Origin of the sequence: Actinomadura violacea (assembly GCF_017573465.1) — a bacterium.
Lineage (GTDB): Bacteria > Actinomycetota > Actinomycetes > Streptosporangiales > Streptosporangiaceae > Spirillospora > Spirillospora violacea.
The window spans coordinates 91,007-103,640 of the sequence record NZ_JAGEPF010000018.1 but is presented as its reverse complement, the minus strand read 5'-3'; the positions used below and the strand labels follow the sequence as shown (position 1 = coordinate 103,640).

The following is a 12,634-nucleotide window of genomic DNA, read 5'->3' as shown; positions in this document are numbered from 1 at the left end:
AACGGGCTGGGCTCCTATTGACTCCGCCTTGACGGTGCGGAGAAGGTTAGCGTCGGGTTAGCGTCGGATTAGCGGGCGTGGCACCTACGAACCGGGCTCGTACGCGGGTACGATCACAGAAATCGACAACCGACCCCACAATGCGTGACCGCGTCTTGGAGACCCCGGGTTTCCCCGGGTGGCCCGATGTTCTGCACGGGAACATCGTCCGGCAATGGAACCATCGTCGGGTATGGCCACAAAGGTTTCGGTGCCGCGGACCGCCCCCGGCCCGCCTTCCCGCAGCGGTGGAACGGGCCACCCACACCCCACCCCGTCACGGAAGGCTGAAGATGGCAGGAGACACCACCCTCACGATCGTGGGGAACCTGGCCCGCGACCCCGACCTGAAGTTCACCTCCTCCGGCGTCGCCAAGGCCGACTTCACCGTCGCCTCCACTCCCCGCTTCTACAAGGACGGCGAGTGGAAGGACGGCGAGACGCTGTGGATGCGCTGCACGGCGTGGAAGAGGCAGGCCGAGAACGCCGCCGAGACGTTGCGGCAGGGCATGCGCGTCATCGTCACCGGCCGGCTCAAGCAGCGCTCGTACGAGACCCGCGAGGGCGAGAAGCGCACCGTCTTCGAACTGGAGGCCGAGGAGATCGGCCCGTCGCTGCGCAGCGCCACCGCCAAGGTGGACCGGGCCCGCCGCGACTCCCCCAGCCAGCCCGCCGACGACCCGTGGGCCAACACCCCTGCGGGCGGCAGCGATGACCCCCCGTTCTGATCCTCAGGGCCAGCAGAGACGAGAGCGAGCATCACTCGTGCGCCCGCGCACCCGAACTGACGCCCAACCCGCAGTCCACTCACGCGCCCTGGAAGAATCGTTCGCCCAGCTCAGCGCATACCTGGACACCGTGAAGTACGTCATCCACGCGCTGCAGGAAGACTCCCCCGACGACCAGCTCGTCCAGCAGGCGCTCGACGCCCTCACGTCCATCCGCGACGGCATGGCGCAGGGCGACATGTTCATGGACCTGTTCCGCGACGTCCGCGACCACCTGGTCGCGGTCCTCGGCCACAACACCGACCTGACCGGTCAGGTCATCGGCGACGCCGCCGGAGTGAACGACTCCTACGTCTCGCGCGTGACCCGCAAGATCATGGGGTCGACGCGCCGCGAGCACAGGCGCGCCAAGCGGGCCCGGCGCGGCGGCCAGCGCGCCGACCCGCCCTCTCCCCCGGTCATGCACCGCAGAACCCCGGCGGCCAGCTGAGCCGCCCCGCGCCGGAGTAGCCCGCGACGTTAACGGGCCTGGTCAGGCACCGTGACGACGTGCCCGACTTCTCCCGCCCCTCCTTGCGACGAACGGCAACCGACCCCACAATGAAGGGGTGCCCGGTTGAGCCGCCGGGCCCGACGCAAGGAGCCTCATGGCAACGCACCTCGCGCCGCGCCGTGCACCAAGCTGTGCACCACGGCGCCGCACGCCGGAAGTCACGGCCGTGACCGGGATGAGCCCCGCCGAGCTGTACGACGCGCTTGAGCTGGCCATCGCCGAAGCCGTCAAGGCGCGCCGCTGGTGGCACGGCCGCCACCGGCCCGTCATCTGGTTCACCGCCGCCACGGTGACGGTGAACCGCCAGCAGTGGTTCGCCGTCATGCATGACGACTGGCGCGGCGAGTACGGCTACAGCCTGCCGCAGGCCCGCGCCATCCGCGCCGCGCTGCTGCCCGTCATGGCTGGCTACCGCCTCCGCGTGCAGGACGTCCTCCGCCAGCTCGACACCGCCCTGGAGGAGCAGTGAACCGCGCCAACGAGCCGCTGCCCGAGTTCGACTACACCCCGGAACTGCACGACGCGCTGCGCATGTTCCTGGGCGTGTGGAGGGACGGGTACCTCGCCCACGACATCGGCACCTCGCTGGCCTGCACCGAGGCGGAGTCGCTCGCCGAACTGCTCACCGCCGCCGGGCTCGAAGACGAGGCCAAGAACCTCATCGACTGGCACGCCGACGGCGACGACGCCGGAGACATGCACTACCGGGGCGGCGAAGACTCACCCGAAGACGCAGACGCACCCGAACCGGCGCCCCGGGGAGACCAGTCGTGACCGAGGCCAAGCGTTCACCGGATCTGCACGAGAGCGCCGCCGCCTTCGCGCGCACCTGGGCGCAAGGCGAGCTGGCCGACGAAGTCGCCACGGCGCTCACCTGCGACGAGGCCGAGGCGCTCGCCGAGCTGTTCCACGCCGCCGGACTCCAGGACGCCGCGAAGACGTGGATGGACAGCCACGCCGCAGGCGACTACCCCGAAGACCGCCACTACCGGGGCCGCGAAGACACACCGGCAGAAGACGCGCCCGAGCCGGCGCCCGCCCCGTAGCCTCACCTCACCGGCCCGGGGAAGCACCCGGGCCCCGCATCAAGGAGCCCACCGTGAACACCACCGCCACCGCGGACGCCGCCAAGCACGGCACCCGCACCTCGCTGGAGCCCGCCGCCGCGCACATGGAGAAGCTGCTGACCGTGCCCGGCTCCTCCGTCAAGGGCATTGCGCGGCTCGCGCAGATTCCCGTGAACACCGCCCGGCAGATCCTCCACCGCCAGACCTACACCACGGCCACTCACAACGTGCAGCAGCTTCTGCACGTCACCGTCGACGACGTCCGTAAGGAGGCCGCGGCGCGGCCGAACATCGGCGGCGTCGCCCCCAACTCCACGCGCGTCACCAACCTGCACCCCCAGCTCATCCGCTGCATGCAGCGGCAGGGCTGGGGGCTGCGCTGGCAGGCCGACAAGCTCGGCGTCGACCCAGAATGGCTGGAGCGGATCGCGTCCGGCGACCTGCGGACGCTGCCCCGCACCGTCCACCAGACGCTCGTCGCGCTCGCCGACCACATGGAAGGCAAGTGGGGCCCCGACCAGACCGAGGCGCGGCAGGCCGCCGACGCCGGCTGGTACGCGCTCACCGCCTACGACGACGGAGACCTGGTGCTGGGTGCCGTGCGGTACGACGAGCGGCGCACCGTGCAGCGCAGGCTCGCGCAGGCGCGCCTGGACGCGGTGCGGCTGCTGCTGGACGGGCACTCCGCGCACAGCGCGGCCGTGCGCACCGGGCTCACCGACAACGCGGTGCGGGCCATGCGGCAGGAGGTCGGGCTGTTCTTCCAGTGCTCCAACCGCCGCCAGAGCGACGGCGCGTTCGGCGTCGAGCTGCGGCCCGGGTCTCGTGCGCGGGGTGCGGAGGTCGCCGGCGTCCTGGCCGCGCACGCCGCTGACCGCCGCTCCGATCCCGTCCGGGTGGCGTTGGGCCTGGGCATGGTCGCGGGGCTGCTGCTGTCGCCCGAGGAGAAGGCGGCCGCGCTCACCGGAGGAGAGAGCGCCCTGGCCGCCTGAGCCGGATCGATGTGGCCCCCCGGTGTGCTGATGCGCCGGGGGGCCGCGCCGTAGCGTGGTGCCCTCCGACATCTCCAACCTCGGAAGGGCACGACATGAGCGCAGGCACCCAGAGGCCCGTCTGGCGCAAGAGCAGCCACAGCAGCGACCCCGACATGGCGTGCTGTGTGGAGCTGGCCGCCACCGGCGACGGCGTCCGCGCCATCCGCGACTCCGTCGACCCCGACGGGCCGCGGCTCACCATGCCGGTCGCGGCGCTGCGGTCGCTGATCGAGACGGTCAAGGCCCACTAGGACACGCCCAAGCCAGGCGGCGGGCCCCACCGGGCACGGCTCGCCTGAGCTGCCAGAACACACCCGGCGCAAGATTTTTCCCCGCTACCTCCTTGCACTGGGCGTTAACCGACCACACAATGGGTGGCAGGATGCAACACCGGCCACGGAGGGAGGCGCAAGAGCATGCCGCAGACGAAGACCACGCACCGCGAGCACGCCGCGCAGCCCGCCGACCCGACCCTGGGAGTGGTGGCCGTGTAGACCGGAAACCCGGTCGACGCGCCAACCGCCTCCAGGCCAGCCTGGAGGCGGTTCGCGTACCAGGACAACAGCACTACTACCCGCCCCACCGGGCGACCACCGGGGCCATGGGTTCGGCAACACGTTGAGAACTCCACAGTGGAAGACACCCAAGGGCAACGCCACGGCGTTGCCCAGACGGTGCCCCGCGCCCGTAGGGGCGTCAGGGGCACCCGCATACGGGTCACCGCGCGGCAGCCGCGCAGCGTGGGACCTCGACACCATCACGGGTCGGGGCAGCGGCCGGCGACCACCGGGAACCCGTCACGGGCCGATAGTGACAACGGCAACACACTCGCCTTGCAAGCGAGAGATCTCGGTTCGAGTCCGAGCCGGTCCACCGTAGACCGCAGGGTGGGTGCGGGCCCGTCGGCCGGGGGTGGTTCCCCGGTTACGGACGGCGGGGCGCGCGGTTGGCAGAGATCCCATCCAGGGGGCCGCCCGTCACCAGCGGGCGGCCCCCGAACCATGCCGCATTGGTCGAGCAGGGAAGACGCCGGATTCTCGATCCGGAGGCCGCGGGTTCGAGTCCCGCATGCGGTACGGCGGCGCCGACGGCGGCCGCATGGGGTTGAAAGGTCTCGACCGAGGCGAAAGCCGCACGCGGACCGTCTCGGTACCCCGGTTCGATTCCGGGCAACTCCACGACCCTCCGTGGGTCTGCTGATATCGCAGGGGTGGGGCCGGGGCTGGATCCCCGGCCCCACCGTGGGAAGGGAGTGTGCGATGCGAGGGACCCTGCGCACCTACGCCCGGCACCGCAAGAGCGCCCCGGGCGGGCGCGGCAACCGGCTGGCCCGCGCGGGCCGAGTCCGCAAGGCCCGCAAGACCCGCGTCCTGCTCAACCGCAGGACCGACAACGACTGACGGCTCAGTCGCGCGCGACGGCCTGCTTCACCAGCTCGGCGGTCGGCAGGGCGAACAGCCGGTTCAGGTCGGCGGTCGCCGCCTCGGGGCTGGCCGGCCCGGCGACCAGGCGGCTGAACACCCGATGCGCGGCGGCGGCGAAGTCTGGCTTCCAGCCGATCGTCCGCACCACCTTCACGATCCCGGTATCGCCGTCGACCAGGACGATCGTGATCAGGTTCGCGCCCTGCTCGGGCAGGCGGTAGCCGGCTGGGAGACGCCACGCCTCCCACGGCGCGTCGCTCCACGGCTGTGTGCCGAACCGGAAGCACAGCACCGCGCATGACTCGCCGTCGACGAGTGCGAACTGCGCGACGCCGGACTTGAAGTCCTGGATCTCCGCCGGCTTCGGTCCGGCCATGAACCCGACGAGCATGATGCCGGTGTCGCTGAAGGAGAAGTGGAAGCCGTCGTCGTAGCGGCGCCGGGGGTTTTTGGGGTCGTACGGTTCGCCGACCGCGTATCGCTGCATGGCCCCACACCGTAGTTCGATCCTCTGACATGCACGGGAGGACACCGATATCGAGAACGGCCGCGAGGGGCGATCCTCGCGGCGCACAACGGGACGTACGTCAGGTTGGTCAGACGGCCCGGTCCGGAACCGGGAGGCCGCAGGTTCGAATCCTGCCGTCCCGACGCACGCCGAACCGCCGCCGCCGCCCTGGAACGCAGGCTGGGGACGCGGCGGACGGGAAGGCGGGCTGGGCCCGCTCTGCGAAGCGGGTGGCACGGTAGCTCAATCGGCAGAGCCCCCTGAAGGGGAGGTTCCGGGTTCGAATCCCGGCCGTGCGCGAAGCCGCCAACCGGCGGGCCGTCTCACGGGACGGTCCGCGCGGGGACGCGCGGCCCGGCGTAGTCGAGCGCATCTCCCCCGGGGGGCTCGAAGCGCCGGGCGTCTTGGTCTTCTAGCTCATCGGTAGAGCGCCAGGTTGAAGCCCTGAGGCGAGGCGAGGTTCGACTCCTCGGGAGACCACAAGGTGATCACGGAACCTGCGCGCGGGTGCCGGGTCGCCGGGGTGGACGCTGCTGGCTGCCGTAGGGCGGTAAGCGGCGGCGCGCCACCAAGGCGGGATGGACTCGGTGCGGCCAGCGAGGTGCGCTGGCGACTGCGCCGGGGAGCGGAGGGAACGCCCGCGGCTTAGCACCGGCATGGGCCCGCCGGTCGGCCGCCTCCCGCCCCAGCTCGTATAGCTCAGTGGACAGAGCACCGCGCTACGGACGCGGAGGTCGCAGGTTCGAGCCCTGCTGCGAGTGCCAGGGGATAGTCGGTAGCTCAAGGGCAGAGCGCCTGGGGAACCAGGAGGCGCGGGTTCGAGTTCCGCCCGATGATGCGCATCTCGAGTTGGCGGAGCCGCGGCCGGGCGACGCCGGCGACGGGTGAGCCTGACCGTGCGATTCCGATTTGGCCATCGCTGAGCCGGTCGAGTCCCCTGCACCTACGGGATGTAGCGCAACGGCAGCGCGCCAGTCTGGGGGGCTGGAGGGTGCGGGTTCGAGTCCCGCCGTCCCGACCACGCGAAGACGGTGCACGCCGCCGCGCTCGCGGGAGTGATGGGAACCTGGCATACCTCGCCGGCTCAAACCCGGTGGCTCTGGGGGTTCGACTCCCCCCTCCCGCACTCGACGCTCAGGCATTCCAGCAGCGCAAACACGGCCGACGGTGGCCACCGAAACGCTGGTGTCCTTCAGGCGGCGGAGAGTTAATCTCCGGTCATGACAGCGTCCGATGCCTCCAGTTTCGACACCACCGTCGCCAACGTCGCCCGCACGTACGACTTCTACCTGGGCGGCGACACCAACTTCCCCGTCGACCGCGAGCTGGCGGAGCAGACGCTGAAGAGGGTCCCGCAGGTGCGGGAGATGGCCCGCGAGAACCGGGCCGTCCTGCAGAGGATGACCAGGTATCTCGCCGAGCAGTGCGGCATCCGCAGGTTCCTGGACATCGGCGCCGGGCTGCCGACCCGCGGGCAGGTTCACGAGGTGGCGCAGGCCACCGACCCCGACGTCCACGTGGTGTACGTCGACTACGACCCAGTCGTCATCCTGCACTCGCAGGTGATGCTGATGCCGCACCAGAACGTGCACATCATCCGCGGCGACGTCCGCGACCCGGCCGAGATCCTCACGGCGCCGGAGGTGCGGGAGCTGCTCTCCCCCGGCGAACCGGTGGCGCTGCTGCTGTTCGCCATCATGCAGTTCGTCCCGGAGCACCACTTCGCCTATCGGGTGGTCGCCGAGCTGGTCGACGCGCTGCCGCCCGGCTCGTACGTCGCCATGTCGCACCCGGTGCGCAACGAGGCCAGCGACCCGTTCGCGGCGGTCGTCGACCTGTACGCCAACACCGACACCGCCACCATCGCCAAGCGCACCCCCGACGGCATCGCCCGGTTCTTCACCGGCCTGGACATGGTCGAGCCGGGGCTGGTGCCGGTGAACGAGTGGAGGCACGACGGCCAGGACGCCGTCGACGTGCACGGCTGGAACTTCGCCGGCCTGGCGCGCAAGCCGTAGACCTTGGGGGCGGCCCGCCCCCAGCATGCCTTCGTAGCTCAGCTGGTCAGAGCACCTCGCTCGTAACGAGAAGGCCGCCGGTTCGAGTCCGGCCGAAGGCTCCCAAGGGGGGACCCGCCATGACCTCGCACTCGCCGCACCGCCGCTGGAAAGGGTGCCCGATCTGCAAGGACCACAAGGACGACCGGCACGGCGACGCGGTGCGCATGCCGTGGCCGGTCTTGAAGAAGATGGGTCGCCGGCGACGCGTCGCGCGCCGGTACGTGCCCGACGAATGACCCCGCGCAGCCGCGCGGCACGCCTTCGAAGCTCACCAGGTATGAGCGCTCCCTCGGTAAGGGAGAGGTTGCCGGTTCGAGTCCGGCCGGAGGCTCTGGGATCGAGGGTGCGGGTCGGTGCTCACGCCCCCCTCGATCCCCAGCGGCCGGGACGCCCGGCGACGTGGGCTGGCGTCGCCGGCCCCGGCCGCGCAACATGGCCTCGTTGAGGAGGAGCACATGAACCTGTGGAGTGCGCTCGCCGTGCCGGGCCTGTTCGTGCTGGTGATGGGCGGGACGATGTTCGTCACCAGGGTGACCGAGCCGTACCGGTGTATCCCGGCGTGCATCGTTGTGGCGGACGCCCGGCAGTTCCGGACCGCGGAGCGGTACATCGCGCGGCTCGTCGCGAGCGACGCCGATGAGACGCTCAGGATGAAGTTCGCCATCACCGCGATGCTGCACTGGTTGCGCTACGAGACGAGGTACGGGCCCAAGCGGCGCCGGCTGCGGCGCGCGCGGCAGGCCGAGTACTGGGAGATCCGGTTGGCCGAGGTGAACGCCGCCATGGGGCTGCCGACCCGGGTGTGAACACCGGGTGCCCGGACGGGGCCGCGAGGCCGCGAGGCGGGCGCTGAGGGGCGCATAGCCCCTGCCGAAAGCAGACGCCCGGCCGTGTGGCCGGGCGTCTGCGGGACGCGAGCCGACCCGCATCTCTCTTCAGCCAGGGCGACCGGGTGCGGCAGGCCGGCTCGGCTCACAGGCCCAAGGAAGGTGACGCCATCGGGGGAGGTGGCCCCGGTCTTAAAAACCGGTGGTGCAGGCGACTGCATGAGGATCATGCCCTCCGCCTTCCGCGCTGCGCGCGCCCGGCTGGCCCCGCAGTCGGGCTTCGCCCTCAGGCGGTACCGGAACCACCGCCGATCACAGGTTCAGTACTCCGACGTCCCCGGCGATCTGCACGACGTTCTCGGCGTGCCCGTTGAACACGTTGAGCGGGCGTTCGTCGTCGTGCTGAACCACCGGCTCGTGCTCGTCGGCGCTGTCGGGGCCGTCCGCCCCGGCTGGGTCATTTGCCCGCTTATCCGTCATGCGCCCCGACCATAGGCGCACACTCTCACCGCGATCAAGACGAGGCGGCTAGCGAAACGCAAGGCGCAGTAGACGAACGGGAAGTCGCCGGGCCTTCATCCCGGAGAATGCGGGTTCGAGCCCCGCCTGCGCTACAGCAATCCGGCGGAACAGGTCGCCGGCGAACGGGCCGCGTCTTACGCTGAACAAAGCGGGATGGGGCAGTTCGGTAGCCCGCCGGGGCTACACCTCGGAGGTCGCAGGTTCAAATCCTGCTCCCGCCATTAACCCCGCCCGGGGCTCACGTCCCGGGCCCGACAGCGGGTGTCCCTTTTATCTGGGATGCCCGCTGTTTCCTTTTCTCCGCTCGGTGGCACAGTTGGCAGCGCACCCGCCTTATAAACGGGAGGACGCGGGTTCGAGTCCCGCCCGAGCGACGCTGAACCCGGGGGTGAATGCTCGACGTCGCTACGCAACGGCCGGTAGCGCGTCCCCGCGCCGGGGCCGGGCGCCCGGCCCTACTGCTACGCGGTGCGGGGGCATCGGTTGCAAGGTCCGCCCTTGGCCACGCCGGTCCCCGGGTTCAGCCCCATGGGAGGAGGCTCGATGAAGGTCTACAAGGTTCTGACGGTCGACTGGAGGACGGGGCTGCCGTCCTCCCTGGTGCCGTTCGGGCAGCAGTACGAGCCGGGCGTCTGGTACGACGCCGCATGCGGGCAGCCCGCGTGTCCGGGCCGCCCCGCTCCCCTGCACGAGCATTTCGGGTTCCACCCCGCCGGCTACTGCGGCTTCTGGTCGTTCGTGGAGCGCGACCAGCGCGCGCCGTTCCTGCTGTTCGGCGCGCGCAGCGCCAACCGCGCCCTGTACACGGCCGAGGTCGACCGGCACATCGCGTTGGAAGCCTCGCCCGGCCGGACGGTGGTGCGGTCCGGCCGGATCAAGATCGGGCGCATGGTGGCGTGGGGCGTCACCGAGACATCGTGCCTCGCGGCCTGGGGCGCCTCAGCGTCGCCGGCGCTTCTTCGGCGGGATGGGCTTGACCGCCTCCGTCTGCGGCACGAACGCCCGGAAGCGGCGGAACACCTTCGGGTCGGCGAACCGGCGCTCCCATTCAGCCAGCGGGATCGGCTGCTCGATGGTCCCTGCCTTGCGGGCGGCGTCGAGCAGCGCCATCCCCTGCGCGTGGCTAAGCCGTTTGGTGCCGGGCTCAGGGCGGCACCCGTACGGGCACACCAGCATCTCTGAGGCGCCCCACAGGCGGCAGATCATGGGCCGCACGTCGTACACGCTGCACGCCCCGTCGACCAGCGCGGGGCACTCGTAGTCCTCGATGGTGGAGCCCGCCTCCCGGACCGCGTCCTCGTGCGGCGGAAGCCGGACGCCCGCGCGGGCGATGCGGGCCCGCTCGCGGAGCCCGGCCTCGATGGGGCCGCACGAGTCGGTGCACAACCCCTTGCAGTTGATTCCGGGGACCTGCGCGTACAAGGTCTCCAGCTCGGCGTCGACGTCGTCTGCCCTGCTCATGGTCGCGAACGTAGACAGTGCTCGCCTTAACCCGCCCCACAATGGAAGATGCTTTGATGAGCGATGAGGAAGTGCGGCCCCGGCGGGGAACCATCACCCGGCACGACGGCACCGTGGTCGAGATCAAGTTCGAGCCCGAGCCCGACGACCCGAAGTCGTTCATCGCCGTCGGCATGGACGACGGCCCGGTCGAGTTCACGCCCGGCCGCGACCAGCTGTGGGTCGACGTGATCGGCCCCGGCCAGGCGGTCGGCATCGGGGTCCCCGGCGACGCGTAGCCGCCGGCCTGCGAAGAGGAGCGGGCGGTGGAGCAGTGGGTCTGGGTCTCGCTGCGGCACGCCACCTTCGGGCTGGTGGTCCGCGACGGTGTGGTGGTGGACGCCCCGCCGATCGCCCGATGGGCCATCGGGCGAGATGAACGACGCGTCGCCGACTACTTCCGGCGGCGCGGGGCCGCGTTCGCGCGGCTTGAGCCCGGTTAGCTCAGCGGCAGAGCAGCGCCTTCACGCGGCGTTGGCCGGAGGTTCGAGTCCTCCACCGGGCACTGTGGCCGATCCCGAAGTGGACGAGGGCCCAGGCTGTGAACCTGGGATGAGAGGGTTCGAGTCCCTCCGGTCACCCTCAACGGCCGTGCCGGTACGGGCGAGACGGCCCCGGCAACGCCGCCACCATCGCGGCGGCGGGGGAAGCGTTCCACGACCCCGTACCGGTCCGGTCACGCTGCGACGTTACGGCCGGTCAGCCGATACGGTCCCCGGTATGCGGGGGTGGAGGCGGGCGCCGTGGCGCGCCGAACTGTCGGGCGCGATCGCGTTGGCGTCGGCGGTGGTGCTCGGCCTGTTGTACTGGCGGACGGGCGTGGGCCCGTACGGCGGCGGCGCGATGGTGATGGCACTGTTCGGCGTCATGCTGGCGTGGCCGGTGCGCGAGCCCGGGGCGCACAGCAAAGCCCCCGGCACTCACCGGGGGGCTGCACGCGGCGGACTGCGCCGCTGATCAGTTTCCGCGCAGCAGAGACCGGAACACTTCCTGCCCCTCGGGGGACGCCGCCCAGGCGTCCGACTCTTCTTTCGTCCCGTCGAACTCGCCGTCGATCGCGCGGCGCGCCAGGTCGTGGTGGCCTGCCTTCCGCAGGTCTTTTACCAGCTCCATGATGGGCGAGACGAGCGGGGACTGGAAGTCGTTGTAGTAGCCGGTCTTCGCCCGCTCGATCAGCGGTGCAAGTTTCGGGTCGCCGGCGTCGGTGAGCGCGGCGACCAGGATTTCGGTGGACGTTGCCATGGCGGGCAGCCTAGTCGCCCATTGTGTGGCGGGTTGCGTAACGGCTCGTAGCTCAGCAGGACAGAGCACGCGGTTCCTAACCGCGAAGTCGCCGGTTCGAGTCCGGCCGGGCCGGCTGGGTGTCTTCCACTGTGGAGTGTCCGCGGCGGCGGCTACGCTCCCCCGCATGTCCTCCCCACAGGTGCGTGACGGCCTCCCCACCGCCGACGAGCTGCGCGAAGCGCTGCGGCTGCTGCAGGTGCCCGTCGACGCCAACTCCATCGGCCTGGAGCAGATGACCCCGGAGCGGCAGGTGACCGCGCTGCTGGGCGTCCTGGTGGCGTGGTCCAACGCCTACTCCATGTCGCAGAACTACAACGCCGACCCGCTGTCGTTGGACGAGGTCCACATGCTGGTGTCGTCGGCGGAGCAAGAAGTCGCGGCCGGCGACCCCGTCATCACGCTGAACCTCACCGAGTGGCGGCTGCAATGGGCGGCGCTGACGATCCAGGAGATCGGGCGCGGCCACGTGGAGTCGACCCCGGCGCCGCCGATCGTCGAGCTGCTGCGCGCCGCCGCGACGATGGTGCACACGTGGCGGGACGCGCACGACAACCCGGCTGTAGAGATGGACGGCGTCGCGTACTCGGCGACGTCGGGGAAGCCGCTGCTGGCGGCGTTGGAGGCGGCGGAGACGGCCGCCGCGCAGATCCGCACGCTGCTGGGCGTGCAGGAACCGCCCGCCCGCTAGGGGCCTTCGAGGCCGACGACGGCGCCGAACGGGTCGGTGAGCTGGCAGATGCGGCGGCCCGGCTCGACCGTCAGCGGGCCCCGGTGGTGGACGGCCCCGGCATCGAGGAGATGCTTGCGGACGGCGTCCAGGTCGTCGACCTGCCAGTACACGACGGGGCTGGCGCCGCGCGGGTTGCGTTCGTCGTCGGCCTGGTGGAAGCCGTGCTCGATGCCGGCGACGCTGAACCAGGCGTACACCGAATCTCCGTCGACGTCGGTGTGAACGGACCCGACCCCGAGAGCGTCCGCCCACCAGCGGGCGGCCTTCTCGGGGTCGGTCGCGAAGTACATGACGGTGCTAACGCGCTGGAACATGCCGTACGGGCCTCTCAACGGGACGGGAGCGCACGCTAACACGC

Annotated in this window: 21 protein-coding genes and 17 tRNA genes; 32 read left to right on the top strand and 6 right to left on the bottom strand. The window is 70.9% G+C overall.

Annotated features, from left to right (window positions below):
* Window positions 1-332: 332 nt before the first annotated feature.
* From J4709_RS28775 to J4709_RS28730, 10 genes are all read left to right on the top strand, one after another.
* Window positions 333-767, top strand: a complete 435-nt coding sequence (locus J4709_RS28775) for a single-stranded DNA-binding protein (RefSeq protein WP_208244928.1) — start codon at window positions 333-335, stop codon at window positions 765-767.
* A gap of 130 nt (window positions 768-897) precedes the next feature.
* On the top strand, window positions 898-1,257 hold the full coding sequence (locus J4709_RS28770; protein WP_208244927.1) for a hypothetical protein: 360 nt from the start codon (window positions 898-900) through the stop codon (window positions 1,255-1,257).
* Window positions 1,258-1,486: 229 nt separating this feature from the next.
* Window positions 1,487-1,789 carry a hypothetical protein gene (locus tag J4709_RS28765; RefSeq protein WP_208244926.1) on the top strand — a complete coding sequence of 101 codons (303 nt, stop codon included), beginning with the start codon at window positions 1,487-1,489 and terminating at the stop codon, window positions 1,787-1,789.
* Window positions 1,786-2,094, top strand: a complete 309-nt coding sequence (locus J4709_RS28760) for a hypothetical protein (protein ID WP_208244925.1) — start codon at window positions 1,786-1,788, stop codon at window positions 2,092-2,094. Before J4709_RS28765 ends, J4709_RS28760 begins: the two co-directional genes overlap by 4 nt.
* Window positions 2,091-2,366, top strand: coding sequence for a hypothetical protein (locus tag J4709_RS28755; protein WP_208244924.1), 276 nt, complete (start codon window positions 2,091-2,093; stop codon window positions 2,364-2,366). Before J4709_RS28760 ends, J4709_RS28755 begins: the two co-directional genes overlap by 4 nt.
* Before the next feature lie 53 nt (window positions 2,367-2,419).
* Window positions 2,420-3,379 (top strand): hypothetical protein, encoded by a 960-nt coding sequence (locus tag J4709_RS28750; RefSeq protein ID WP_208244923.1) that lies wholly within the window; start codon window positions 2,420-2,422, stop codon window positions 3,377-3,379.
* A gap of 95 nt (window positions 3,380-3,474) precedes the next feature.
* Window positions 3,475-3,672 (top strand): DUF397 domain-containing protein, encoded by a 198-nt coding sequence (locus J4709_RS28745; protein ID WP_208244922.1) that lies wholly within the window; start codon window positions 3,475-3,477, stop codon window positions 3,670-3,672.
* A gap of 550 nt (window positions 3,673-4,222) precedes the next feature.
* A tRNA-Ala gene (locus J4709_RS28740) sits at window positions 4,223-4,294 on the top strand.
* A 130-nt stretch (window positions 4,295-4,424) separates the two neighbouring features.
* Window positions 4,425-4,497 (top strand) — tRNA-Glu (locus J4709_RS28735).
* Window positions 4,498-4,680: 183 nt separating this feature from the next.
* The gene (locus J4709_RS28730; protein WP_208244921.1) at window positions 4,681-4,821 is read left to right on the top strand and encodes a hypothetical protein; all 141 of its coding nucleotides are present in this window, start codon (window positions 4,681-4,683) and stop codon (window positions 4,819-4,821) included.
* A 4-nt stretch (window positions 4,822-4,825) separates the two neighbouring features.
* Here J4709_RS28730 and J4709_RS28725 read toward each other — a convergent pair whose 3' ends face one another.
* Entirely contained in the window at window positions 4,826-5,332 is a 507-nt protein-coding gene (locus J4709_RS28725) for a hypothetical protein (RefSeq protein WP_208244920.1), read from the bottom strand.
* Between the two features lie 89 nt (window positions 5,333-5,421).
* Here J4709_RS28725 and J4709_RS28720 point away from each other — a divergent pair.
* From J4709_RS28720 to J4709_RS28665, 12 genes are all read left to right on the top strand, one after another.
* Window positions 5,422-5,496, top strand: a tRNA-Pro gene (locus J4709_RS28720).
* A gap of 89 nt (window positions 5,497-5,585) precedes the next feature.
* Window positions 5,586-5,653, top strand: a tRNA-Phe gene (locus J4709_RS28715).
* A 106-nt stretch (window positions 5,654-5,759) separates the two neighbouring features.
* Window positions 5,760-5,833, top strand: a tRNA-Phe gene (locus tag J4709_RS28710).
* 208 nt (window positions 5,834-6,041) lie between these two features.
* Window positions 6,042-6,117: transfer RNA gene (locus tag J4709_RS28705), tRNA-Arg, on the top strand.
* A 5-nt stretch (window positions 6,118-6,122) separates the two neighbouring features.
* Window positions 6,123-6,187, top strand: a tRNA-OTHER gene (locus tag J4709_RS28700).
* 112 nt (window positions 6,188-6,299) lie between these two features.
* Window positions 6,300-6,374 (top strand) — tRNA-Pro (locus J4709_RS28695).
* Between the two features lie 28 nt (window positions 6,375-6,402).
* Window positions 6,403-6,479: transfer RNA gene (locus J4709_RS28690), tRNA-Leu, on the top strand.
* Window positions 6,480-6,573: 94 nt separating this feature from the next.
* Window positions 6,574-7,371 carry an SAM-dependent methyltransferase gene (locus tag J4709_RS28685; protein WP_208244919.1) on the top strand — a complete coding sequence of 266 codons (798 nt, stop codon included), beginning with the start codon at window positions 6,574-6,576 and terminating at the stop codon, window positions 7,369-7,371.
* Window positions 7,372-7,398: 27 nt separating this feature from the next.
* Window positions 7,399-7,472 (top strand) — tRNA-Thr (locus J4709_RS28680).
* 18 nt (window positions 7,473-7,490) lie between these two features.
* Window positions 7,491-7,649: a hypothetical protein gene (locus J4709_RS28675; RefSeq protein ID WP_208244918.1), complete on the top strand. Its 159-nt coding sequence runs from the start codon at window positions 7,491-7,493 to the stop codon at window positions 7,647-7,649.
* Window positions 7,650-7,670: 21 nt separating this feature from the next.
* Window positions 7,671-7,744: transfer RNA gene (locus tag J4709_RS28670), tRNA-Thr, on the top strand.
* 124 nt (window positions 7,745-7,868) lie between these two features.
* Window positions 7,869-8,219 carry a hypothetical protein gene (locus J4709_RS28665; RefSeq protein WP_208244917.1) on the top strand — a complete coding sequence of 117 codons (351 nt, stop codon included), beginning with the start codon at window positions 7,869-7,871 and terminating at the stop codon, window positions 8,217-8,219.
* Between the two features lie 333 nt (window positions 8,220-8,552).
* On the opposite strand, the gene J4709_RS28660 is transcribed toward J4709_RS28665, so the two are convergent.
* A complete protein-coding gene (locus J4709_RS28660; protein WP_208244916.1) occupies window positions 8,553-8,720 on the bottom strand; it encodes a hypothetical protein in 168 nt (55 codons plus the stop codon).
* Between the two features lie 62 nt (window positions 8,721-8,782).
* Here J4709_RS28660 and J4709_RS28655 point away from each other — a divergent pair.
* From J4709_RS28655 to J4709_RS28645, 3 genes are all read left to right on the top strand, one after another.
* Window positions 8,783-8,854, top strand: a tRNA-Glu gene (locus J4709_RS28655).
* A 56-nt stretch (window positions 8,855-8,910) separates the two neighbouring features.
* Window positions 8,911-8,983: transfer RNA gene (locus J4709_RS28650), tRNA-Val, on the top strand.
* Between the two features lie 80 nt (window positions 8,984-9,063).
* Window positions 9,064-9,136: transfer RNA gene (locus J4709_RS28645), tRNA-Ile, on the top strand.
* A 342-nt stretch (window positions 9,137-9,478) separates the two neighbouring features.
* Here J4709_RS28645 and J4709_RS28640 read toward each other — a convergent pair.
* Both J4709_RS28640 and J4709_RS28635 read right to left on the bottom strand, forming a co-directional pair.
* Window positions 9,479-9,670, bottom strand: a complete 192-nt coding sequence (locus J4709_RS28640; RefSeq protein WP_208244915.1) for a hypothetical protein — start codon at window positions 9,668-9,670, stop codon at window positions 9,479-9,481.
* Window positions 9,671-9,701: 31 nt separating this feature from the next.
* Window positions 9,702-10,223 carry a YkgJ family cysteine cluster protein gene (locus J4709_RS28635; RefSeq protein ID WP_208244914.1) on the bottom strand — a complete coding sequence of 174 codons (522 nt, stop codon included), beginning with the start codon at window positions 10,221-10,223 and terminating at the stop codon, window positions 9,702-9,704.
* Window positions 10,224-10,279: 56 nt separating this feature from the next.
* On the opposite strand from J4709_RS28635, the gene J4709_RS28630 reads away from it, so the two are divergent.
* From J4709_RS28630 to J4709_RS28610, 5 genes are all read left to right on the top strand, one after another.
* Window positions 10,280-10,501 carry a hypothetical protein gene (locus tag J4709_RS28630; RefSeq protein ID WP_208244913.1) on the top strand — a complete coding sequence of 74 codons (222 nt, stop codon included), beginning with the start codon at window positions 10,280-10,282 and terminating at the stop codon, window positions 10,499-10,501.
* A gap of 27 nt (window positions 10,502-10,528) precedes the next feature.
* The gene (locus J4709_RS28625; RefSeq protein WP_208244912.1) at window positions 10,529-10,705 is read left to right on the top strand and encodes a hypothetical protein; all 177 of its coding nucleotides are present in this window, start codon (window positions 10,529-10,531) and stop codon (window positions 10,703-10,705) included.
* Window positions 10,696-10,767 (top strand) — tRNA-Val (locus J4709_RS28620). Before J4709_RS28625 ends, J4709_RS28620 begins: the two co-directional genes overlap by 10 nt.
* 2 nt (window positions 10,768-10,769) lie before the next feature.
* Window positions 10,770-10,843: transfer RNA gene (locus tag J4709_RS28615), tRNA-His, on the top strand.
* A 139-nt stretch (window positions 10,844-10,982) separates the two neighbouring features.
* Complete coding sequence (locus tag J4709_RS28610; protein WP_208244911.1) at window positions 10,983-11,219, top strand: hypothetical protein; 237 nt, start codon at window positions 10,983-10,985, stop codon at window positions 11,217-11,219.
* On the opposite strand, the gene J4709_RS28605 is transcribed toward J4709_RS28610, so the two are convergent.
* Window positions 11,220-11,504 carry a hypothetical protein gene (locus tag J4709_RS28605; RefSeq protein ID WP_208244910.1) on the bottom strand — a complete coding sequence of 95 codons (285 nt, stop codon included), beginning with the start codon at window positions 11,502-11,504 and terminating at the stop codon, window positions 11,220-11,222.
* Window positions 11,505-11,545: 41 nt separating this feature from the next.
* On the opposite strand from J4709_RS28605, the gene J4709_RS28600 reads away from it, so the two are divergent.
* Window positions 11,546-11,619: transfer RNA gene (locus J4709_RS28600), tRNA-Arg, on the top strand.
* Window positions 11,620-11,670: 51 nt separating this feature from the next.
* On the top strand, window positions 11,671-12,234 hold the full coding sequence (locus J4709_RS28595) for a hypothetical protein (protein ID WP_208244909.1): 564 nt from the start codon (window positions 11,671-11,673) through the stop codon (window positions 12,232-12,234).
* Here the strand turns inward: J4709_RS28595 and J4709_RS28590 are convergent.
* Window positions 12,231-12,590: a VOC family protein gene (locus tag J4709_RS28590; protein ID WP_208244908.1), complete on the bottom strand. Its 360-nt coding sequence runs from the start codon at window positions 12,588-12,590 to the stop codon at window positions 12,231-12,233. The genes J4709_RS28595 and J4709_RS28590 overlap by 4 nt on opposite strands.
* Window positions 12,591-12,634: the final 44 nt, after the last annotated feature.